General features: G+C 71.2%; 28 protein-coding genes. 1 reads left to right on the top strand and 27 read right to left on the bottom strand.

Going from position 1 to position 19,034, the window contains the following annotated elements; genetic code table 11:
- Positions 1 to 6 precede the first annotated feature (6 nt).
- From F7Q99_RS35100 to F7Q99_RS40635, 8 genes are all read right to left on the bottom strand, one after another.
- A complete protein-coding gene (locus F7Q99_RS35100) occupies positions 7 to 294 on the bottom strand; it encodes a hypothetical protein (protein ID WP_153469853.1) in 288 nt (95 codons plus the stop codon).
- A 174-nt stretch (positions 295 to 468) separates the two neighbouring features.
- Entirely contained in the window at positions 469 to 1,011 is a 543-nt protein-coding gene (locus tag F7Q99_RS35095) for a hypothetical protein (protein ID WP_153469850.1), read from the bottom strand.
- A gap of 26 nt (positions 1,012 to 1,037) precedes the next feature.
- On the bottom strand, positions 1,038 to 1,550 hold the full coding sequence (locus tag F7Q99_RS35090; protein ID WP_153469847.1) for a hypothetical protein: 513 nt from the start codon (positions 1,548 to 1,550) through the stop codon (positions 1,038 to 1,040).
- A gap of 178 nt (positions 1,551 to 1,728) precedes the next feature.
- Entirely contained in the window at positions 1,729 to 2,241 is a 513-nt protein-coding gene (locus F7Q99_RS35085) for a hypothetical protein (RefSeq protein WP_456114943.1), read from the bottom strand.
- A 393-nt stretch (positions 2,242 to 2,634) separates the two neighbouring features.
- Positions 2,635 to 3,438: a deazapurine DNA modification protein DpdA family protein gene (locus F7Q99_RS35075; protein ID WP_153469837.1), complete on the bottom strand. Its 804-nt coding sequence runs from the start codon at positions 3,436 to 3,438 to the stop codon at positions 2,635 to 2,637.
- Positions 3,435 to 3,821: a hypothetical protein gene (locus tag F7Q99_RS35070; protein ID WP_153469834.1), complete on the bottom strand. Its 387-nt coding sequence runs from the start codon at positions 3,819 to 3,821 to the stop codon at positions 3,435 to 3,437. The genes F7Q99_RS35075 and F7Q99_RS35070 overlap by 4 nt, the downstream gene beginning before the upstream one ends.
- Positions 3,811 to 4,794, bottom strand: a complete 984-nt coding sequence (locus F7Q99_RS35065; protein ID WP_153469831.1) for a DUF4007 family protein — start codon at positions 4,792 to 4,794, stop codon at positions 3,811 to 3,813. Before F7Q99_RS35065 ends, F7Q99_RS35070 begins: the two co-directional genes overlap by 11 nt.
- 71 nt (positions 4,795 to 4,865) lie before the next feature.
- Complete coding sequence (locus tag F7Q99_RS40635; RefSeq protein ID WP_195911389.1) at positions 4,866 to 5,141, bottom strand: hypothetical protein; 276 nt, start codon at positions 5,139 to 5,141, stop codon at positions 4,866 to 4,868.
- A gap of 316 nt (positions 5,142 to 5,457) precedes the next feature.
- On the opposite strand from F7Q99_RS40635, the gene F7Q99_RS40630 reads away from it, so the two are divergent.
- Positions 5,458 to 5,766, top strand: coding sequence for a hypothetical protein (locus F7Q99_RS40630; protein ID WP_195911388.1), 309 nt, complete (start codon positions 5,458 to 5,460; stop codon positions 5,764 to 5,766).
- Positions 5,767 to 5,853: 87 nt separating this feature from the next.
- Here the strand turns inward: F7Q99_RS40630 and F7Q99_RS35055 are convergent, their stop codons facing one another.
- The 19 genes from F7Q99_RS35055 to F7Q99_RS34970 form a co-directional block, all read right to left on the bottom strand.
- Positions 5,854 to 6,561 carry a hypothetical protein gene (locus F7Q99_RS35055; RefSeq protein WP_153469828.1) on the bottom strand — a complete coding sequence of 236 codons (708 nt, stop codon included), beginning with the start codon at positions 6,559 to 6,561 and terminating at the stop codon, positions 5,854 to 5,856.
- Positions 6,562 to 7,266: 705 nt separating this feature from the next.
- Positions 7,267 to 7,710 carry a hypothetical protein gene (locus F7Q99_RS35050; protein WP_153469825.1) on the bottom strand — a complete coding sequence of 148 codons (444 nt, stop codon included), beginning with the start codon at positions 7,708 to 7,710 and terminating at the stop codon, positions 7,267 to 7,269.
- A 62-nt stretch (positions 7,711 to 7,772) separates the two neighbouring features.
- On the bottom strand, positions 7,773 to 8,168 hold the full coding sequence (locus F7Q99_RS35045) for a hypothetical protein (RefSeq protein WP_153469822.1): 396 nt from the start codon (positions 8,166 to 8,168) through the stop codon (positions 7,773 to 7,775).
- A 131-nt stretch (positions 8,169 to 8,299) separates the two neighbouring features.
- Positions 8,300 to 8,674, bottom strand: coding sequence for a hypothetical protein (locus F7Q99_RS35040; RefSeq protein ID WP_153469819.1), 375 nt, complete (start codon positions 8,672 to 8,674; stop codon positions 8,300 to 8,302).
- Positions 8,674 to 9,237: a hypothetical protein gene (locus F7Q99_RS35035; protein WP_153469816.1), complete on the bottom strand. Its 564-nt coding sequence runs from the start codon at positions 9,235 to 9,237 to the stop codon at positions 8,674 to 8,676. The genes F7Q99_RS35040 and F7Q99_RS35035 overlap by 1 nt, the downstream gene beginning before the upstream one ends.
- A gap of 87 nt (positions 9,238 to 9,324) precedes the next feature.
- Complete coding sequence (locus F7Q99_RS35030) at positions 9,325 to 9,597, bottom strand: hypothetical protein (RefSeq protein ID WP_153469813.1); 273 nt, start codon at positions 9,595 to 9,597, stop codon at positions 9,325 to 9,327.
- A gap of 176 nt (positions 9,598 to 9,773) precedes the next feature.
- Entirely contained in the window at positions 9,774 to 10,187 is a 414-nt protein-coding gene (locus tag F7Q99_RS35025) for a hypothetical protein (protein ID WP_153469810.1), read from the bottom strand.
- Positions 10,188 to 10,390: 203 nt separating this feature from the next.
- On the bottom strand, positions 10,391 to 10,747 hold the full coding sequence (locus F7Q99_RS42145) for a DUF3263 domain-containing protein (RefSeq protein WP_326847490.1): 357 nt from the start codon (positions 10,745 to 10,747) through the stop codon (positions 10,391 to 10,393).
- Complete coding sequence (locus tag F7Q99_RS42140; protein ID WP_230211234.1) at positions 10,729 to 10,881, bottom strand: hypothetical protein; 153 nt, start codon at positions 10,879 to 10,881, stop codon at positions 10,729 to 10,731. Before F7Q99_RS42140 ends, F7Q99_RS42145 begins: the two co-directional genes overlap by 19 nt.
- A 68-nt stretch (positions 10,882 to 10,949) precedes the next feature.
- Positions 10,950 to 12,269 (bottom strand): Eco57I restriction-modification methylase domain-containing protein, encoded by a 1,320-nt coding sequence (locus tag F7Q99_RS35015; RefSeq protein WP_326847489.1) that lies wholly within the window; start codon positions 12,267 to 12,269, stop codon positions 10,950 to 10,952.
- 116 nt (positions 12,270 to 12,385) lie between these two features.
- Positions 12,386 to 13,390, bottom strand: coding sequence for a hypothetical protein (locus F7Q99_RS35010; RefSeq protein WP_153469804.1), 1,005 nt, complete (start codon positions 13,388 to 13,390; stop codon positions 12,386 to 12,388).
- A complete protein-coding gene (locus F7Q99_RS35005) occupies positions 13,387 to 13,575 on the bottom strand; it encodes a hypothetical protein (RefSeq protein ID WP_153469801.1) in 189 nt (62 codons plus the stop codon). The genes F7Q99_RS35010 and F7Q99_RS35005 overlap by 4 nt, the downstream gene beginning before the upstream one ends.
- Positions 13,576 to 13,753: 178 nt before the next feature.
- Positions 13,754 to 14,233 carry a hypothetical protein gene (locus F7Q99_RS35000; protein ID WP_153469799.1) on the bottom strand — a complete coding sequence of 160 codons (480 nt, stop codon included), beginning with the start codon at positions 14,231 to 14,233 and terminating at the stop codon, positions 13,754 to 13,756.
- A gap of 47 nt (positions 14,234 to 14,280) precedes the next feature.
- Complete coding sequence (locus F7Q99_RS34995; protein ID WP_195911387.1) at positions 14,281 to 14,874, bottom strand: cell envelope biogenesis protein OmpA; 594 nt, start codon at positions 14,872 to 14,874, stop codon at positions 14,281 to 14,283.
- A 691-nt stretch (positions 14,875 to 15,565) separates the two neighbouring features.
- The gene (locus tag F7Q99_RS34990; RefSeq protein ID WP_153469796.1) at positions 15,566 to 16,330 is read right to left on the bottom strand and encodes a hypothetical protein; all 765 of its coding nucleotides are present in this window, start codon (positions 16,328 to 16,330) and stop codon (positions 15,566 to 15,568) included.
- 100 nt (positions 16,331 to 16,430) lie between these two features.
- Positions 16,431 to 17,003 carry a hypothetical protein gene (locus F7Q99_RS34985; RefSeq protein ID WP_153469793.1) on the bottom strand — a complete coding sequence of 191 codons (573 nt, stop codon included), beginning with the start codon at positions 17,001 to 17,003 and terminating at the stop codon, positions 16,431 to 16,433.
- A complete protein-coding gene (locus tag F7Q99_RS42135) occupies positions 17,000 to 17,719 on the bottom strand; it encodes a hypothetical protein (RefSeq protein WP_230211233.1) in 720 nt (239 codons plus the stop codon). Before F7Q99_RS42135 ends, F7Q99_RS34985 begins: the two co-directional genes overlap by 4 nt.
- A gap of 193 nt (positions 17,720 to 17,912) precedes the next feature.
- Entirely contained in the window at positions 17,913 to 18,287 is a 375-nt protein-coding gene (locus tag F7Q99_RS34975; protein ID WP_153469790.1) for a hypothetical protein, read from the bottom strand.
- A 230-nt stretch (positions 18,288 to 18,517) separates the two neighbouring features.
- Complete coding sequence (locus tag F7Q99_RS34970; protein WP_153469788.1) at positions 18,518 to 18,811, bottom strand: hypothetical protein; 294 nt, start codon at positions 18,809 to 18,811, stop codon at positions 18,518 to 18,520.
- Positions 18,812 to 19,034 lie beyond the last annotated feature (223 nt).

Genomic DNA, 19,034 nt, shown 5'->3' with positions numbered 1-19,034 from the left:
GCCTCGTCACGCTGCCAGCCGCCGATCCGGCCTCCGGTGCGCTCCGAACGAGTGGAGGATCGTGACGTCGTGGTCGGCCAGCACCTGCGCGTACGCGCCGTTGTCGCGCACGTAGCGGTTGATCTCCGGATCGTCGATGTAGTGCGCGGTCCAGCAGAGCATGTGGCTGCGGCCCGAGGTGCGCTCGTCGGAGCAGATCTTGCGTGCGTCGACTTCACTCGTCCGCCAGAGCACCCGCCGGTGGGTGGTGTTCGAGTTCTTGGAGGCGATGAAGACCGCCACTTGTGCGGTCATGCGGAGTTCCGATCGTGTGTGGGCGCCCTGCGCGGCTCGGTCGGCGCAGTGCTATGGGAAGGCACGCTGTCGGGCCCGGCGCACCAGCCGGGTGCTGATGCGCCGGGTGTTCGAAGGTGACGGGCTCGCGGACTTCTGCGTCGTCCACGGGCGGGAGGGCCGCCTCGGTGCCTGCTACGGGGGCGTGACCTCGAAGGTGCCGGTGGAGAGGTTCACGGTCAGGTTCGAATTGTGCTTCGGCCGGTCGAGGCGGGAGTAGGCCGCGAGGAGGTCCCGGAACCGGGCGTCCAGCGCGTCGGCCGAGTCGTCCTGCTGCTCCGGGGCCTCGTACTGCCATTCCCGGCCGTCCGTGCCGTGGAGCCAGAGCGTCTCCTCGTCCCAGTACACGCCGTCGGAGTAGTTCGCGTTGGTCACGAACTCGACGCTGGCCGCCGTGCCGCCGGCCTGGTCGGGGCAGCGGGCGCACATGGCGCGCAACACCTGGAGCAGTTCCTGCTCCAGCCGGTCGTCCGCCGCGTCCCGCAGCCAGTTGCCGAGCTCGTAGAGCTCGTCTCGGGCCAACTGCGGGAGCAGCGAGCTCATCTGCTCCTTGGTCAGCATCGCCCTAGTGAGCAGGGTGCCCGTCTCCAGGGTGACGCCGGACCCGGGGGCGGCGTCTGCCGGGAGCCGGTTGGCGCTGTCGTGGCCGCTGGCGTTCTCGGAGAGGGTGCCATTCATGATCGTCTTCCTCTTCTGGGCGGGGTTCAGGCGTGCAGCGGGACGAAAAGGACGGGGCTCGGCGTCCCGTAGGGCTGCTCGTCGTCGGCGATCTCGATCAGGGCGTCCGCCACGAACGTACGGTCGAAGTCGGGGGCCTCGACCGTGACGTGGGGGCCGTAGTGGAGCGTCGCGCCGTAGGTGTTCCAGGCCGGTCCGTCGTCGTAGTCGTTGGTCACGATGAACGTGACCGCGCTCGGCACCGGGTGCTCAGGGCTGTCCGCGAAGAACTCGATCAGAGCGTCCCGGAGGTCCGTGCGCAGCTCGGCCGGAACCTGGGGGTACACGTCGTGGGCAGCGCCCAGGGTGACGGGGAAGGCGGCGCGCCACGCGGCGGCGGTGTCCGGCGGAAGGTCCCGAGAGGCCGTGGCGCCGAGTTCGGGCGGGAGGGCCGTGGACGTGGTGGCCAAGGCGCCGAAGGCGTGCTTCAGGTCGTCTTCGGTGGCGCGGAGTACGGCGTCCTGGGCGTGACGCTCGATGTCGGACAGGGGCTTGGGCATAGCTGGGCTCCTGATCGGATGGAAGGAGGCCGCCTACTACCAGGTGGACGGTGAGCGGCTCTGCCGCGTCGCTCACGCGGCAGGGGAGGGCTCGGAGGGCTCGGTCTGCGCGGCGCCGGGCCGGGCGGTCGAAGGGCGCCGCCCCGGCAGCTCCCTAACCATACCCATTTTCATCGACTTAAGCAATGTCGGTTTTGGGGTAAGGCTGAGCGCCGAGGGCGATGAGCGTGCGGGAGCGCTCGGCGCGGCTGCGCCCGACGGCCAGGACATAGCGAAAGTTGCCGGGATGACGGATGGAGCGGGCTCCGAGCTGCTCCAGGGCCCTCGGCAGCCACTGCGATGGGGATTCGCCGGCCGTGCGGGGCGGCGCTCCGAGAGCGGCCAGCCGACTCTCCACCCCTGCGGCCCCGGGCTCGGGCACGCGGCTGGTCAGCTTGGCCCGGGACCGGGCCGTCAGAACGGTGCCGTCCGGCAGCAGCGTGAGCGTTCGCTTCGTCCCGCGCCCGGTGAACCGGAAGTTGCAGCTCTGGTACACGATGCCGAGGTGCCCGTTGGAGATGATCATCTCTCCGCTCGGCGTGCGCCGTGACCTGGGCACCGGGTCGGAGAAGCTCACCACTCCCCGGATGCCGCGCTCGGCGGCACGCCTGAGGGCCGCCGCGATGAAGAAGCTCTCGCCGTTGGCCGCCACGTCGTCGGTGAGCGCCAGGCGCGAGATCTCCGCGCTCTCGTAGTACGGCCAAGCGGGGAAAGGCCCTGGTGAGGACGCGTTCGTTCATGGGGCAGCCCAGGACGAGAACGCCGACCAGGGCGGCGCCTTCGGGGCCGGGGCCTTCCCCGCCCTGCGGCGGCTCGTGGTCCCACAAGCCGTAGCGGTGGAGAGCCGAGGGCCAGCCGGCCAGGTAGTGGTGGCGCTCGATGAACGAACGGGCGAGCGCCTCGGGGATCTCGGTGACGCTGTACCGCTCACGCCGGAAGCCGCCCTCGCTGACGTGCCGCCAGCTGGGCAGGCCGTACCGCCAGCGCTGGGTCCAGCCCTGCGGCCGCCCGGCGAGGATGCCGCGCATCTCGGCCGGGGTGGGCGTCACGCCGGGCATGACGGCACCCCGGCGTCCTCCAGCCGCTCCATCAGGTGGTTCCTCCACCAGAGCGCGTACGACATGCAGTTGCTCTCCGTCTTGTGGGTCGGGCCGCACCCTCGTTCCCTGCGGCCGGCCGAGCTCCAGGCCATCGAGTCGGCCGACGCCAGCGAACGAGACAGCGTCAGGCCCTGGATCTTGAAGCCGAAGGCGTGCAGCGGCACGAGCGGCGCCCCGCGCCCGCCGAGTCGGGCGAGCTCGTCCAGGAGGAGGGAAGCCCGCCAGTGGTTCTGGCGCCGGCACATGCTGCCGACGCCCACGAGCGGCTCGGCCAGGAGGTCGATGCCGGCGTCGGCGTACATCTCGGCGCAGCGGAGGTAGTGGGGGCGCAGCCAGCCCTGCAGGACCGGGATGACGCGGGTCTTGATGCCCAGAGAGCGCAGTTCGACGACGGAGTCGACGGTGCGCCTCAGGTGCTCCTCGATGGTGAGGCCGGTCTTGGGCAGCATCCAGGGCTCGCAGACCCAGTCCATGGGACTGCACCACTCGAGGTTGCCGATCTCGTCGTGGTAGCGGTTGACGGCGGTGGCGTACTGCTGGGCGGTGGTCTTCCACCGGCCGTAGAGGTCGACCTCGCTGAACGCCCCGCTGTCCAGGGCCCAGGGGCCGGCGGCCCGGGGCAGCGACTTGCGGTTCATCAGCCGCCGGTTGGAGACGAACAGGGGGAAGTCGAGGTGTTCCATCCATGCGGGCTGGTGGACGCCCAGGTGGAACCTGACGGGGGTCGGCGTGATGGCGGGGGCGGTCATGGCAGGAGCCGTTCGTTGGGTGTCGGATGCTCGGGCCAGGGCGCGAGCAGGGTCGGGTCTCCGGCTTCCTCGCGGGCCCGGTCCTGGGCCTCGGCGGCGCGGACGCGGCCGGTGTGGAACCGGTCCGCCGCGTGCCCGCTCGGCCGGATGCAGCGCTGCTCGGCCTTGACGGAACAGCGCGGGCAGGGCAGGGAGCCGGGGCAGGTGGCGGTGTCCACCAGCCAGTCGCAGGTCGGGCAGGGGGCGCCGCTCACCGGCCGCCCGGCCCGGTCGACCAAGGCGCCGGCGGCGAGCAGCTGCTGGTACTCGAGCCGGTAGACCGGGGCCGGGAGCGGCTGGTACACACCGGCGAAGGCACCCGGCCGGGAGGGGTCAGCAGTCACCGGGTCCCTCCGGGCGGCCGTAGGCGGCGGCCAGGACCTCGTCGGCCAGCTCCGCAGGGGGTGCCGAGTAGGCAAGCAGGGCCTCTCCCGCCGCGGACTCGACGACCGACAGGGCCGGGTGTCGGCGCGCGGCTCGTTCGAGGGCGCTGTGCAGCGAGCGGGTGTCGATGAGCAGCACCCGGCCGGGGCTGCCGGGCTCGTTGGCCAGCCGCGAGAGGGCGATGCTGCCGGGAGCCGACCCGCAGCGGCGAGCAGCGTGGTCGAGGCAGGCGTGCGCCAGGACGGCGGCGGGAGCGAGTCGGCCGGCCCCGCGGTTCAAGCTGAGGACGTGACTGCGGTCGCCGTGGTGATGTTCCCCCGGGGCCGCGGTGGAGAGCAGGTTGAGGTCGCGGAACGGATTGGTGAGGACGTCCTCCAGGCCGGCGCGCGGCTGGTCGGGGGAAGCGACCTGCGGGGCGTACATCGTCGCGATGCAGGCGATGTCGCGGCCGACGGTGTCGTCGGCCGGAGCCTTCCAGCCGGTCCGCTCCGCTGCTCCGCGGACGTGGGTGCGCAGCTCGGCCCGGGTGAACGTGGAGAGCCCGGCGCGCGCGAACAGGTAGTACCAGGCTGGTACAGAGCAGGGCGTGCCGCTGAGCAGCCACCAGTGCAGCAGCCACAGACTCGCCGGGTCCTCCAGGTACGGGTCGGCGCCGGCTTCGTCGAGCAGCCAGTGGCCGCGGGCGGTCGGCGTCACCGCTCCGCTTCCTGCGGCATCCTCCTCGACGAGACCGAAGGCGTTGGCCCAGAACCGCATGCTCGCCACCATGCTGGAGCCGACGCCGAGGATGACGGGCGCGTCGGGGTGGCGGAAGACCAGCGGGTCGTCCTGAACGGCGGTGTGGACCTTCAAGAGCCACCCCTGCCTCGGAGGGTAGGTCCGGTGGCGGCCGAACGCCGGAACGCAGCCGGCCAGCGGCGGGTGATCCGTCATCGGGACGGTGTTCTCCTTGTCGTGGACGGGTGCCCTGCCGCTCGGCGGCAGGGCACCCGGGCGGTCGGAATTCAGGCCGGGACCTCGGAGCGGGCGAACTCCCTGGGGCCGGAGGGCCAGACGGCGCTCACCTGCTGGCGGTGCAGGAGCTCCGTCAGGTCCTTGTCGGGAGGCGAGGGGAGCAGCAGAGCCCGGCGCGGCTCCGCGTCGAAGTAGCGGGCCAGGTCGTGCAGTTCCCCGATGGCTTCCCGCACGACGGAGCGGGCGGCTGTCGCGCGGGCCACCACGAGCTCGTTGCGGGTGAGGTCGTACAGGTCGACGTGGAGTTCGGCGAAGGCCCCGGCCACCTTGACTCGGAAGCTGGACAGGTCGGCCTGGTGCGCCCACCGGGCGTAACTCTCGTAGTCCCGCAGCAGCCTCCTTGGCCGGGCTGGGATCGGTGGTCCTCATGACGGTCCCGGGGCCGATCGGCCGCACGGCGTTCAGTTCCGCGATGGGGTCGACGGTGCTCAGGCCCATCGGGGCGCCGTTCAGCGGCAGCAGCCGGAAGACGAGAGCCCTTCTGACCTCCTGGGGCCGCCGCGCGTCGAAGGGGCCATCGGCATACACGACCGGCACCTCGGGGTCCAGCCGGTACTGACCCAGGTACTGGGCCGGTCGTCCGTGAAGCTGGAGGAACACGCGCAGCGCCCGGCCGTCCTGCTCGTGTTCGACGACGGAGCGGTTCCCCTGCGAGAGCGTCTGGTCCGTGCCGTCGAGACCGCCCTCGCCGCCGAAGTGCAGATGAGCGCCGGTCCAACCGTCGAAACAACTGGCCTCGGCGTCCGGTGTGACGAACAGGTGGACGTTCGGGCTCTGCTTCGACGGGCTGATGCGGGAGTGGATGCGGCCGCCGAAGCGGGCGTGGATGTCGGTGCGGTCGATGTGCTGGCCGGGGATGAGGTCCCAGGACACGGTTGGCTCTCCTTGTAACGGGCGGTGCTGGAGGGGGAGTTCGGTGGAGCGGCGCCGCCAGGCTGTCCGCCCGGCGGCGAGGGGCCGTCTCCGGCGGGCCGAACGTCAGCGGCGGCAGTCGACGCCGACGACCAGGAAGTCGGCGGGCAGGGCGTCGATGTAGGCATTCGCGTGTTCGTAGTACGCGGTGCTGCCCGTCTCGGCGGCGTCGTCCGAGTTCAGCCCGGCTGGGTCGGCGGTCCACGTGCCGTCGAGTTCGAGGAGGATGTGGCCGGGGACCGCCCGGCGGCGGGCCCGGTCGATGAACCCGGCCCGGTCCAGGCTGATCAGCGCCGCCTCGTCGTCGTCCCGCTGCCGCGGGCCCGTCCTGCCCTTGATCTCTGCCAGGGCCTTGAGCCGGGGCTGGTCGCGGAAGGCGAGGAGCGCCCGGGGGGAGTCGCTGCCCCACTGCTCCGCGAACGCCGCCCATGGCCGGGCAGGGGGCATCCCTTCGGTGGCATGCGCCCAGGTGTCGTAGAGGTCGGCCGCCTTCGCCGCGTGCTGGTCCCGCAGAGCTGCGAGGTCAAGGAGGCGGAGGACGCCGCCCGCGCACCGGCCGGGCTCTCCTGACGCGGACCGTACGAGGCGAGGATCGTCGGCGGGCGCTCCGGCGACCAGCGGGAAGTGGCTGGCGTATCGGCCTTCGGAGATCTGGTAGCTGGTGGTGTCGTCGTCGTCGGCTTCCTCGACAGCGCACAGCACTCGGGTGGCGAGGGGGTGGGCGGCTTCGGCGGTGTGCGGGGGCAGGCAAACCAGGATGTGTCGTGAGGTCATTGGGAGTGTCCGTTCGCGGAGGAGCAGAGAGCGCCGAACCAGGAGCAGGCCCTTCAGAGCGAGCTCTGCTGATGGCGCGTGATGTTCAAACAATACCTATTCTCATAGCGTTAAGCAATATCACGAGGATGCTTAACGCCTCCGGCTCCGAGGGATGTCGAAGGGGCGGCCGATGTGCCAATGCGGCTCTCGCCCGCTGTACTGGCACTCGTACGCGACCTTGGGGTGCCTCCATGGAGACTCGCGCGCCAGCCGCTTGACGGCCTCCTGCGCCGAGTCCGGCGACGGATACGGCCGCTTGTCGAGGCAGGCGCGTCTGCGGGTCGCGGACACCTTGGTGCGCCGCAGCGCGGACTTGCCCATCAGTCACCACCCTCCGACGCGCCCCCCTGCGGCCTGCCGGCCCCCGGAGGTCGGTCGGGTGCCCCTGGCTCCTCGGTCCGAGAGGCCCCAGAACTCGGGAAGTGCCCTATCGCCTTCGACGGCAGATACCAGGAGGGCAACGGGCCGCGGCGCGGCAGGTCGCTGTTGTCGATGATGATCCGGCGGGCCTGAGCCCGCGGCACCCCACCGGACTTTGTGTCGTCCATGATTCCCTTCAACGTGTGTCGCGGGCGGGACCTGCGGGCTGTTGGCCGCCGGGTTCCGTCTGGGCGGAGTGCGGGGGCCCGCGTGGCGGGCCCCCGAGCCTGGGGCGAGGGCGGGCTAAGCGTAGTAGCTCGCCATGATCCATTCCGGCTTGGTGGTGTGCGGATGCAGCTCCAGCGCGAACAGCGCCCGCGCCAGGGGTGCGTCGTGCTGAGAAGTGGCGCCCATCGTCGCGGGATCCAGGGTGAGCGGCTTCCCGTCAGGCTCACGGACGACGGCGGCGAGGATGTGGCCTTCGTCGTCCGGGCCGATCGAGTACGTCCGGAGCAGCAGTTCACCCAGGCCGAAGGCCGCCAGGCGGTCCTCGGCCGCCGCGGCGAAGTGGTCGCTGTGGTTCTCCTCGCGCATGGCGTCCGTCGCCCATGACACCTGCGGCATCAGCCAGGATTCACCGTCGGCGCTGTACCAGGTCAGGTCGCTCGCCAGCCCGGCCCAGCCGTCGGCCGGGCCTCCCAGGCGGTACCCGTACATGAGGGCTGTGTGGTTCTCGATGGCGCCCATGGCGTCCTCCGTGTTCGTGGTCTGGTCGGTCTGGGTCGGGCGGCGGGGCGTCGCGGGCGGGTTCAGGCCAGCGCCTTGTAGATGCTCTCCGCCTCCTCGCGGAAGTACTGGCAGGCCTCGACGTACATCTCCTGCCGCGCGTTGGACACGTGGGTTCCCATGCCGCCCGTCACCCCGATGTCGACGGTCCTCTCGGCGTTGGCGATCGCATCCTGGAAGACCAGCGAGGCGTTCCTGAGCGCGCACTGACCGACGACGCTGGACCACATCTCGATGAGCTGCTGGCGCAGCTCCAGGCCCTTGAACAGGCCCGATGCGTTGATGATCCTCGGGTCCATGTCCTTGAACCGGTCCCAGTGCTCGGCCAGCTTCTTCTTCTGGTCCTCCAGCGCGCGCTGGGCCCGGCCGGAAAGGCGGTCGTGGATCTGGGCGGATCGCTTGCTGGCGGTGGGGGTCATCGTGGTCTCCCGTGGAGGATGTCGGGGTGGGTTCGACGGCTACTGGTGGCCGGCCCGGCGGGCGGGCCGGCCGCGATGCCTCCACTCTAGCCATATTCATAGAGTTAAGCAACATCTGATGTGTGGTGCACTCAGCTCACCGGAGGCCGCGAGTGCACCCACTTCTGGGCAGCGGGGTGCCAACGGGCCTGTGCGAAGACCCTGTTGAGGTCCGGCATGTAGTCGGTCCCGTAGTCCACGGCGTCGGGCCTCGGCGTAACCGGCACCCATCCCTCGCCGGGGCGGAGCGCGGCGAACCAGCCGAAGCCCACCGCGGCTTCCTCGCCGGGTACGAGTCCGGTCCACACGCCACCGCCGCTGTGGCCGTGGCGGCCAGGGCAGATGGCCTGCGGGAGGCCGGTCTGCGGGCAGTGGGTCTCCAGGCAGCCGGCCGAGTGCTCCTCGCCGACCTGCACCCCGCAGCCGATGCACGGTTCACCGCAGGAGAGGGTGAGCTCGGTCGCCATCAGCGCCCCCCGTCCGACAGGGCCTGGGGCCCGAGGCGGAGTTCGAGGAGACGCAGCGCCCGATCCCGCTCGCCGTCGACGTACGCGCGTTGGCCGGGAGTGAACGAGGACCTGGTCGCCAGCTCGTAGTCGGACGGGTCCGCCCAGAGCGGTACGACCACCGAGGCGATCTCCCGAGCCGCCTCGACCCAGTCTGCGGCGGCGTCCTGCGGGATGTTGAACAGCGGGGCGAGAGTGCTTGCCGGATAGGGGTCCCTGCCCAGCGGCGCCGGGGTCCGGGCCAGCTCGGCGGCCAGCGGGCGAAGGTGCTCGGCCGGGCAGGTTCCGTCGACGCGCTCCTGCGTCACTTCCGCCCCGCGCTCACGGAGGTGGCGAATCTGCTGGTTGTGCACGGCCAGGCAGCCGAGCTCGTCCGAGTCGAACCGCTGGACGACCTCGCCACCCTGCCACTCGTACCCGGCGCCGAGCACCACCAAGACCTGATGGAGGGCCAGGGGCCGGGTGGGGTATGAACAGGGGAACGCGCGGATGAGCTCGGCCAGGGTTCGGTCGACGCTCGCCATGGAGACACCTCTTGACGTTGGGGGTGGGATCGGGCTCCGGGGGCGCGACCTCATGGCCGCGCCCCGCCGGTCGGATGGCGGTTGCCGCTATGCGGCGGCGGTGCGGAATTCGACGCACGCCGGGAAGTCCGGCTTGATGTCCGGCCCTCGCCGACGCTGGGCCTTGATGGCGCACTTCATTCGTGACTTGCCGTCGTCGGCGACCCGTTCCACCAAGAAGGTGCACGTCCCGCAGCGGGAGGCCGGGGTGATGGTGCCGGGCTCCAGCAGCGGCTTGAGGGTGGCCGGGTGGATGCCGCGGTCCAGGTTGATGCGTATCGCTCCGCGACCGACGACCGCCGGCGGAATGGTCAGGTTCATGTGGCTGCGCCCCTTCGAAAGGTGCTGGTGGGGATGGGTGATGGGCAGGCTTGGCCCTGTTGGTGCTGTGCGGTGGTTGTGGCGGAGGCAGGGCTCCTTGACACGGTCGCCGGGCTCGAGTTCGGCGACCGTTGCGGGTCATCGGTGCGAACCTGGTTGGTATGGCCAGGGCTAGGTCAGCGGAGCTTGACGTACGTGGTGTAGTGGCGGCCGATGTAGCCGCGGGTGAAGCGGGCCCCGCAGCGCCAGGCGTCGGTGAGCAGCATGTCGAGAGTGCGCTTGGCGTCGTCGGCGTGTGGGCCGACGTGGGGCCGGGCGGCGCGCTTGGGCAGCCGGGCGAGCGGCCAACCGCCGATGCGGTGCGTCGGGTAGAGCACACGGCCTGAGCGGTAGGGCCCGCCGTGTCGGCGGCCATCGGCCGTGTACACCTCGCCGATGTGCGCCTGGCCCTGGTGGACGTGGACGGTGACGTAGGTCGCCTCGGGGTAGAGGGCGGCCAGAACGGCGGCGACGGCGCCCGTGAGCTGCTGCGCGACGGGAGCGAGGGCATTGCGGGCAGCGTCGAGGGCGCTCACGGCGTCGGTGCTCACGGTCGTCGGCCTTCCTCAGGTGTGCTGTCGTTGGCTCGGGTTCGGATCGCCGGTCGACTTCCGGAGTAGCGCCCCGCGATGTCACAACCATAGCGAAATTCATAGACTTAAGCAATGTGAGTGGCCATGCGGGGCGGCTGCGGCGGGAGACTTCCCCGTCCGAGCCGCCCCGCGGGACGCCGGCCGCGACCGGCTTGACTGCGCTACTGCCGCGCGATCCGCCGACTCTCCCGCACGGCTCGGAGGCGATTGATCATCACGGGGTGGCGGGCGAGGGCTGCTTCGCTATCCATGAGGCCGTTGAGCAGCTGGTAGTAGCGCGTCGGCGAGATGCCGAGTTCCTGCCGGATCGCCGCTTCCTTTGGCCCCGGGGCAGCGGGAGTCGACCTGGGCCAGTGCCTGTGCTCGAAGTCCAGGAGGGCGGAGTCGTGCTCGCTGAGGGCCAGTCGGGCTGCGGGGACCCCCTCCGCCCTGCCCGCCCTGTCGCTGTCTGGGCTGTTCGGTGGCGGCGCGGGAGGTCGGATGGCGTCGGGCGGGGTGCTCAATGGGTGGTCTGCCACTCGCCGAGGCCGATGGCGACTACGACGGCCAGCCACATCAGTTCGAACTGGCTGTAGATGAACAGCCCCGCGGCGGCCATCCATGCGAGATAGCGGAACGCGTCCAACGCGATGTTCACGGTGCTCTTGCTCAAGGGGGTCACTCCATCGGGAAGGTGGGCCACTGCGGCACACGATTGAAACCATAGGCGAAATCGTAGCGTTAAGAAATATCCGAGAGGGGATCGTCTCCCCTGCGGTGCGTCTCGAACCCCCGGCGCAGGCGGTCGAGCGCCAGTCGCTGGTGGACCGCCTCCTCGATTGCTCTCCACACCAGGCCTTGGGACGGGTCCTCCGGCACCCCGGGCTCGCCCCGGTTGCCGCGGATGGCGATCACGGTGTCCCCCTGCGGCGGCCTCGCCCTGTGGACCATGATCAGCGTGGGCGTCCCGTGGCCAGGGATGTACGCCCCCGACGTGTCGATCACCCAGGTCAGGTCCAAGCGGGAGAGGTACTGCTCGATGTACTTCTTGCCGAACTCGCGCTTCATGAACGAGTTGGCCGTGAGCTGCGCGATCGTTCCGGCTGGCCGGGCCAGGTTGGTCATCAGCACGGTGAAGGGCAGCGCGAGGCTGTACTTGCCGCTGCACACCTGCGGGTAGGCGCGCCGGATCTGCTCGCGCACCTGGGGGTCGCGGACCGTGATGTAGGGCGGGTTGCCCACGACCGCGTGGTAGCGGCCCGGCTGGAGCAGCGGCTCGTCGGTGTCGAGCAGCGCGTCGGCCGCGGCGACCTGCACGGGCCAGCCGGCGGGCACGGCCGCGATGGGGCCGCCCAGGATGCCGGCGGTCGTCGCGAGGAGCCGGTACCGCGTCAGAGCGGCGGCGTAGGGGTCGAGGTCGACGCCGTGCACGGCCTGGAGGGCACGCTCCAGGGAACGCTCGACCGTAGCCCCGGCGTACGGGGCCCGCCCTCGCGGCCGGTAAGCCCGGACACGGTGGAGGGCGGATAGCAGGATGTGCCCGGTCCCGCAGGCGGGGTCGATCATCCGGACGTGGTCGGCGCCGACGTCGTCGAGCGCCGGCTCGAGGGAGAGATCGAGCAGCAACTCCGCGACCCAGGGAGGGGTCTGGCATAGCGCCCTCGACTTCCGGGCGTCGGCCGACAACGCCTGGTAGGCGTCTCCCAAGCGGTATCCGTCGATGCGGTGACCGTCGTCGCCGATCGGTGCGGCGTTCCACAGCCGGGCGACCAGTTCCCAGCCGGCCGGGCTGATCGGGCTCTCCCAGAGGGGGACGACCTGCGGGTCGGCGAGCGGTTCGAGCGCCGGGTGCGAGCTGGCCAGCGCGCCCAGGACGCGCCTGGTGTGATCGGGGCCGGCGCTGCCCTGGCGCAGCGCGGCGACGAGGCCGTGGGCGGCGGCGTGCTTGACCAGGGCGGCCGCGTGGGCCCAGGAGACTGCGGCCTTGGCGCCGATCTCGCCGGTGAGATCGGCGATCAGGCGCTCGCAGGCCCGAGGGGAGAGTGCTGCGGAAGAAGACACGGAGTTCCTTTCATTCGGAGGCGGTCTCCGCGCCAGGTGCCGCGGAGACCGCCTCCGAACTGTTCAAGTCGACGTTGAGAGAGCTGCTCGCGCGGAGGTCCAGGGGCGAGGGCTTCTCACACTGCGGCTGCTCTGGTGCTGATCGTGCTGATCCGGGCGGTACGACGGGTGTCGAGACCTCGGCCCTTGGGGCCGTTGACGTGTGCCTTGACCCGGACCTTGATCTTGGGACAGGTCCCTCCGGCTTCGACGATGGCCTTGTGGTCGCGGGGGTTCGGGCAGCGCCAGCTCCACCGGGCGTCGACGCTCCAGCGCAGTGTCTCGTCGGCCCACCTACGGTCGTGCTCGGCCGGTACGTGCTCGCCGGTGAAGCGGGTCGCCGCCTCGCGGATCACTCGGACCGGCCGGAACTTCACGCGGAGCTTGCGGCCCTTGCCGGTCTTCTGCGCCACGGTCTGCTCGTCGTGCTCGAACGCGGGGCGCAGCGTCCAGAACGCGAGGAGGAGGCCGACCAGGATGGACGTCGGTGCCGCGCCCCAGTGGGGATGGTGTCCGTAGCTCTGGATCTTCGTACTGACCTCGGGGACGGCCAGGACCATGGCGTTGGGGGTGTAGGGGCTGCGAGCCCAGTGGAAGGGGAGCAGGGGCGGGGGGAGGGCCTCGTACAGGTCGGGTGTGCTGGTGAGCGCGGTCACGGACAGCTGGAGCTGGTCTCCGCTTCCTTCGGATTCCCAGGCCAGGCCGTGAATGGGGAGTTCGGAGGCGGCAGTGATCGGGATGGGGAAGTACACGACGCCGACCGGCGCGGGGGCCTCGTCGGTGTTCTCCAGGAGGTAGCCGTCGGAGCTGGTGACCAGCTCGTGGTCGGTCATGGCCGAGGTGAGGGACGGCGAGGCGACCCACACCTGCGCCTGTTCGAGGTTCTTGGCCATCTGGAGGACCCGGTCCCGGTGGAGTTCGACGGCACGCCGGTCGTCCCCGAAGTCCTCGCTGGTCCGGCTCAGGTGCATGGCCTGGATGAAGTCCAGGGCCACGGGCAGGCCGCGGACAGGCTTGCCGAAGAAGTCGGCGAGGTCGGCGCGCATCTGCTCGGCGGCTTCGGCGCTGTGCTCGATGCTCACGGGATCACCTCCTCGGAGAGGATCAGCGTGCCGATCCGGGCGGGGTCGAGGCCGTGGGCCTCGAACAGGCTGACGAACAGCGAGGTGACCAGGTCCGCGGCGGGCTGCTCGCGCAGCGGGAGCGCGCGGCCGCAGTTCGCGCAGTGAAGCTGGACCTCGTCGGTCTGGATGTCGGTGATCTCCATGCGCGTTGCGCTGGGGTTGTCGGCGTCGACAAGGTTGATCCATGCCGTGGTGGCGATGGAAGGAGTGGTTTCACCGCACTTCGGGCAAGGGCCGAACATGATCAGTACCTCCTGGAGGTGGCTGGTGAGCGGGGTCGGCGCCCGGCCTGGCGGTGGCCGGGCGCGGTGTGAGGACGGGTCAGCGGGCGGGCTCCGTCGGAAGCTCGGCGACCTGCTGTCCGAGGGCAGTGCGGAACGGGTAGTGGACTGCACCGGAGACGCCGGTGTCGCCGTCGGTCGGCTTGGGGTTCCCGTTCGCGTCGCGGTACTCGGCGAGTCCGAGGTCGACGAGGGAGCTTGCCGTCTGCCAGGTCACGTTCGGCGCCAGACGGCCGCTCGGTTCGACGTGCCGGGTCAGGGCGTACAGCTGCGGTGTGCTCAGGACGGCTCTGCGGCCCTCCATCGTGATGAAGACCGGTCCCGCGGTCTCGGCGAGCGCGTCCTCGACCGAGAGGCGGTAGCCGTCGCCGTCCGGGCGGTAGGCGTATTCGTCGGTCAGTAGTGCGTGGAGGATCTTCTTGCTGATCTTGTCGGGCAGCCGGCCGTTCGGGTCGGCGCACGCGGTCTTGAGGTGCTTGACGGCCCTCTGCGTCGGGGGTTCGGGGGTGGTCGTGGTCACGGGAAGTGTCTCCGGGTTCTCGGTGCGGGCGTGGGCTGAGTGGGGTGCTACAGGCCCAGGGCGCTGATCAGGGCCCGGAGCCGGTCCAGTTCGGGCCGGGGGTTTCTCCGGATGGGCCGGATGCGAAGGACCGGGACCGCCAGGTCCACCCCGAGCAGCACGTTCGGCCGGTCCGGCGCCGTCTTGATCCGGTAGTGGGCGGCGTCGATCATCCAGGCGTCGAAGTCGTCGGCGGGACGGCCCGAGCGCGCGGAGTGGCCCTGGTCCGGTGCGACCTCCCGGCAAGTGCAGCCGGGGTCCTCGCACGGACGGCCCGCCGGGTGCCTGGCCAGTGCGGAACTCTTGCGATACGTCGCGGCGGTCCCGTTGAGCATGGGGCACCGCTGCTTGCTGTAGGCCAGGCACTCCGGGTGGAGTGCGGGTTCGGACGCGAAGCCGACCCGGACGTCCATCGGCCGGACCGCCAGGCAGAAGCGCTCCTCCAGCTGTTCTCCGCAGACCTGGCACAGCCGCTCGGCCAGTGCCTGCTGGGCCCTGACGGCGTCGATGGTGCCGAAGGCGGAGTACCCGCCGTGCTCGTAGGAGATCCAGGGGACGACGAGGTCGCCCACGCGCTGCCGGGAGCGGCACCGGATGGGCACCGGCGGCCCTGCGGCCTGAACCGCGCGCCCGCCTGAGGCCGGGCACGGCGGTGAGGCAGGGTGCTGAGAGGAGGCTTCGGAAATGGTGGTGGGCATGAGGATTCCTTCACGCTGGCGCGGGGTCGGGGCCGATCAGCGGCAATACCGCCAAGCCGGGCACGGCATCCGGGTCGACGACCACCGGACGGTCGCCCGCGGATGGATCGGCGGCGCAGCAGACACATTACCTAAACTCACAGACTTAAGCAATCTCATTTGTTTGCCCCGACTCCGGCGGCGCGCGGCGGTGGTCGGTGGAGTTCAGGCGGCACTCCACCGGGGCGGGGCCGCCTTGGTCGACCTCTGGGAGGTTTCAAGGCTGGCGTCGGCCGGTTCGGCGCAGCGTTCCGGCCGTCGGGCGCACCCGCGCTGTGACCCGTGGCCGCCCATGCCGTCTCCACCTGCGGCTCCGGAGCCAACTGCCCGCGGACCGCCGGTCGCACACCGGCTGACGGGGCACCGTGCCGGCCGCTCGCGATCTACGCGCCGTCGTCGGATGTCGAGCGTGGGGGTGCCGGGCGGGGCGCCGCAGTCGGCGGTCCTGGGAGGTTCGACGCCGCGGAGCGGTCCGGGAGGCGAGGCCGGCCGCTGCCGGGCTGATCGCTGATCCGCCGAACCGGCGCCGCGTGGGGGCGAACCGTGTCGACGCCCGTCAGGTGCCGATGTGGAGGGCGCCGTCGAAGGCCAGGGTCACCGTGTAACCGCGATCGGAGAGGAGTGCCGCGCACAGGAGCCGCACCCCTCCTTCGACCCAGAGGCTCGGACCGCCCGTCGCGTGCGATTCCCACCACGACACGGTCACCGTCGTGTCGCTGCTGTCGACCACGACTCCGACCGTCTGCGGATCGCTCCAGTCGGCCATCCGGACATGCTGGGCGAGCAGGGCGCGGACGGCGGCGCTGCGGCGCACCGTCGCTTCCTTGTGCTCGCGGGCTACGCCCCTCAGCTGGTGGGCGACCTCCGGGCTGACGGGTCGGAAGACCGTGCTGCCGGAGCCCACGGAGGTGATCACGATCGCCCCCGTGGGTCCGGCGGCGACGCGGGAACTGCCGACGGCGGTGGCGAGCTTGAGGAGCTCGGCACGGCGGGAGACCTGCGCCGTGCCGCCGCTGGCACCCTGGCCGACCGTCAACCGGAGGTAGTGGTCGTGCCGGACGGCCTCCAGTGCATGGCGGGCGTCGGAGAGCCTGCGTCCGAGCTCGGCGGCGCCTGGGCCCAGGCCCGTCGCGTACGCGTCCAGGCGGCGCAGCGCCTCGGTGTCGACGTCGAGCGAGCCCCGGCCGTGCTGGGCCTCCTGTTGTACCGACCGGCGGATCCAGTCGATGGTCTCGCCGAGGTACGGGGCGGAGAACGGGGCGCTGCGCAGAAGGCTGAGGAGGCTGTTGGCGTCGATCTCGGACATGACGGTGCTCGGCATGGCGTACTCCAGGGGATGGGCGGCGGAGCGCGGAGACGGGCGGCGGGGCCCGCGCCGCCGCCGACCTCTTAACCATATATGCACTCATAGTGTTAAGCAATCATCGACTCAGGAGGTGCCGGGCGTCGACAAGCTGCCCAGAGCGGATCTCCTCAAGGCCGGTCCAGCGGGCACACCGCGCCATGACCTCCTCCGACCCGTCGGGCAGTGCCAGCCGGATCGCCTCATGGGCGAACGTGCGAGCCAGGTACATGCGCTGCGGCCGCTCCTGGGCCACCAGAGGCGACGACGGCCGGGTGGCACGGTCCTTGCGGTAGCGCGCGTTCGGATTCAGGAGGAACGGGCAGCCGGCCGCAGGGTGGGTGGCGGCGAAGACCGCGCACGGCACGCACATCGGCGGATCCATCGCGAGGTGGTGCTCGACCACCTGCGGCCCTCCGATCACCGCCCGGACCAGCGGCAGCGGCTGCCCGCACAGGCCGCACAGGTGCTCGATGATCGCCTTGGCCCGCCGGGGTCCGTCGAGCTCGGTGAAGTCCGGCGTCCCGCCGGCCCCCAGTGCGGTGACGAAGCTGATCGGATAGCCGCGCGCGTCCTTCGGCCGGGCGGCGATCGGGTCCGGCAGTTGAGCCGCGAGGCGGCGCTCGATCGCGGAGCCGGAGTCGGCGCTCACGCTTCCTCCCCGCGGTGGGCCTCGGTGAAGGCGGTCCACGCGTCGTGCTCCTCGCCGGTGAAGATGAGCGCCGGACGCTGCGCGGACTGGCCGAAGCAGGTGTCGCACCTGGGCGGGACGGAGCCGCTGGCGTCGGCCACTCGCTCGGACAGCCATCGTCCGCAGACGGAGAGGGCGCCGTCGGCGTCGAACGCCCCGACGGCCAGGTGCAGCTCCCCGCCGTCCGAGCTCAGCCCCGGCGTGACCGGGACGAGACCGGCCGCGGGGGCGGGGGACGGCGCATCGCCGCCTGCACCATCACGCGCTTCTTCGGAGTGGACCTGCAGAGCGCCGCCCAGGAGCCGCAGCGTGTCGTCAACGTGCCACAGGCCGAGGTGCAACAGGGCGCTGGCTGCCCCCCGGATACGGAGCTCGGCTTCGTCCGGCGCGGGGTGCGGCGTGAACCGCTCGCGCTCGGCGAGGAGGAGCAGCAGCAGCCGGCCGCCTCCTTGCCCCTGGACGCGGGCGTCCAGAAGGTGGGCGAGGCTGGCGAGGCCGTCCCGGGCGGCGGCCGCGACGGCGGGAGAGCTGCCGAGGTCGTCCCGGTTCAACAGCCCGCTGTCCAGGAGGGCGGACTGCACGGCGTCGGCGCGGCGTGCGTCGTCCCGGGGCAGGGGGGCGGACAGGGCGTTGATCAGGCGTTGGGCGTCCGCGCGGGAGTCGGCGGGGGTTCGCATCGTTCGGTACTTCCTCTCGATCGGGGTGGCTGCGGACCTTCAGGGGCCGGGCCGCCAGACAGTGCCGCGGTAGGCGTGGCCGGGGTAGCCGGCCCGCGTCTTCGCCAGGTGGCCCTCGTACGTACGGGCCCCGCACTTGCACGTCATGGCTCTCTCGTCGTCAGGGGCGCCTGCGCGCCCGTTCGGTGGCGGGCTACAGCGTGGGGGCGTGACCGGCCAGCCACTCCTTGGCGGCGATCCGGTCGGCGTTCTCGGGGAAGGCCAGGTAGAAGTCCAGCGGCCCCCTGCGGCGGGCGGCGGGGTCCCCGTACGGGAACAGGTCGTAGATGAGCGTGTACTCGGCGGAGACGCCGGTCATGCGGCGCTCGCGGAGGCTGTAGGTGCGGGCGATCGTCAGCTCGACGTCCTCGGCCGCCGCCAGCGTCGGACAGACCATCAGCGCGTACGCCGCGCACCGGGGATGGACCGGGGGCTCGATGTAGAAGGTGGCGTTCGGGCCTCCGATGAACACCAGGCGGCTCGTCGCCTTGATCGCTCTTCCGCAGATCCCGCAGAGGCGCTGCGACATCAACTCCCTCTGGCGGGGCGGGCACTGGTCGCCGAAGGCGGCCGTTCCACGACCGGGCTCACACGGGCACACCACATGCTCGCCCAGTTCGACGCTGGATCTGACGGCCAGCTGCCCACCGCTGGTGGCGGGCTCGTGCCAGGGCGTGTTCCTGGGGACCGGGCGCCCAGCGGTGTTGCGCGGGAGCCGCGCGATGTTCGGCGGCATGGGGATGGATCGCCAGTGGGCGGTCAAGGTCGTTCCTCCGTCGAGGGGCTGGGCGACTCCGGGTGCGCGATGCTGCTCCCCGCACCCGCGGGGTCTTTGATGACGCTCGCGCTCAGGGCGAGCACCACGGAGTCCACGACCTCTTCGGCGAGTTCGGCCTTCGCCTCGCTGCGGGCGATGCTGTGGTCGGTGTCTCCGTAGTCGGGCTTCGGGGCCGGCGTGTACCAGGCGACGGTGTCAACGGCGGCCTGGACAGCGGCCGCAAGCTGGTCGCGGTCCGCCTCGCGGACGAGCCGAGCCAGGTCGGGGACGAGCATGACGTACTCCGGTTGATCTCGGTGCGGCACAGCTCCGGCCGCCCGGGGTGAGAACGCCCGGGAGGAGCCGACCTGCCGCTCGCGGATCTGCAAGCCGCAGCCCGCTTCGCTGAGTTACAGGGGCATCCGGGAGCTCTTCGCCGTTCCGGATGTTCTCGACCATACGCAGACTCATAGATTTACGCAACTTCGCCAATGTCCTTGACGTGCACTGTGACGCTAT

It is taken from the genome of Streptomyces kaniharaensis (genome assembly GCF_009569385.1).
GTDB lineage: Bacteria > Actinomycetota > Actinomycetes > Streptomycetales > Streptomycetaceae > Kitasatospora > Kitasatospora kaniharaensis.
The sequence above is the reverse complement of the archived record's forward strand: the minus strand, read 5'-3'. Positions and strand labels throughout refer to the sequence as shown.

What these genes read in the sequence shown, in the direction of transcription:
- F7Q99_RS35045 (WP_153469822.1), bottom strand. Translation starts at nt 8,168, where the DNA reads ATGACCCCCACCGCCAGCAAGCGATCCGCCCAGATCCACGACCGCCTT.
- F7Q99_RS35030 (WP_153469813.1), bottom strand. Translation starts at nt 9,597, where the DNA reads ATGAACCTGACCATTCCGCCGGCGGTCGTCGGTCGCGGAGCGATACGC.
- F7Q99_RS42135 (WP_230211233.1), bottom strand. Translation starts at nt 17,719, where the DNA reads ATGCGAACCCCCGCCGACTCCCGCGCGGACGCCCAACGCCTGATCAAC.
- F7Q99_RS34970 (WP_153469788.1), bottom strand. Translation starts at nt 18,811, where the DNA reads ATGCTCGTCCCCGACCTGGCTCGGCTCGTCCGCGAGGCGGACCGCGAC.
- F7Q99_RS35075 (WP_153469837.1), bottom strand. Translation starts at nt 3,438, where the DNA reads ATGACCGCCCCCGCCATCACGCCGACCCCCGTCAGGTTCCACCTGGGC.
- F7Q99_RS35055 (WP_153469828.1), bottom strand. Translation starts at nt 6,561, where the DNA reads ATGACCTCACGACACATCCTGGTTTGCCTGCCCCCGCACACCGCCGAA.
- F7Q99_RS35005 (WP_153469801.1), bottom strand. Translation starts at nt 13,575, where the DNA reads ATGGAGATCACCGACATCCAGACCGACGAGGTCCAGCTTCACTGCGCG.
- F7Q99_RS35065 (WP_153469831.1), bottom strand. Translation starts at nt 4,794, where the DNA reads ATGACGGATCACCCGCCGCTGGCCGGCTGCGTTCCGGCGTTCGGCCGC.
- F7Q99_RS35035 (WP_153469816.1), bottom strand. Translation starts at nt 9,237, where the DNA reads ATGGCGAGCGTCGACCGAACCCTGGCCGAGCTCATCCGCGCGTTCCCC.
- F7Q99_RS35100 (WP_153469853.1), bottom strand. Translation starts at nt 294, where the DNA reads ATGACCGCACAAGTGGCGGTCTTCATCGCCTCCAAGAACTCGAACACC.
- F7Q99_RS35050 (WP_153469825.1), bottom strand. Translation starts at nt 7,710, where the DNA reads ATGGGCGCCATCGAGAACCACACAGCCCTCATGTACGGGTACCGCCTG.
- F7Q99_RS35095 (WP_153469850.1), bottom strand. Translation starts at nt 1,011, where the DNA reads ATGAATGGCACCCTCTCCGAGAACGCCAGCGGCCACGACAGCGCCAAC.
- F7Q99_RS35090 (WP_153469847.1), bottom strand. Translation starts at nt 1,550, where the DNA reads ATGCCCAAGCCCCTGTCCGACATCGAGCGTCACGCCCAGGACGCCGTA.
- F7Q99_RS34990 (WP_153469796.1), bottom strand. Translation starts at nt 16,330, where the DNA reads ATGCCGAGCACCGTCATGTCCGAGATCGACGCCAACAGCCTCCTCAGC.
- F7Q99_RS34975 (WP_153469790.1), bottom strand. Translation starts at nt 18,287, where the DNA reads ATGTCGCAGCGCCTCTGCGGGATCTGCGGAAGAGCGATCAAGGCGACG.
- F7Q99_RS35040 (WP_153469819.1), bottom strand. Translation starts at nt 8,674, where the DNA reads ATGGCGACCGAGCTCACCCTCTCCTGCGGTGAACCGTGCATCGGCTGC.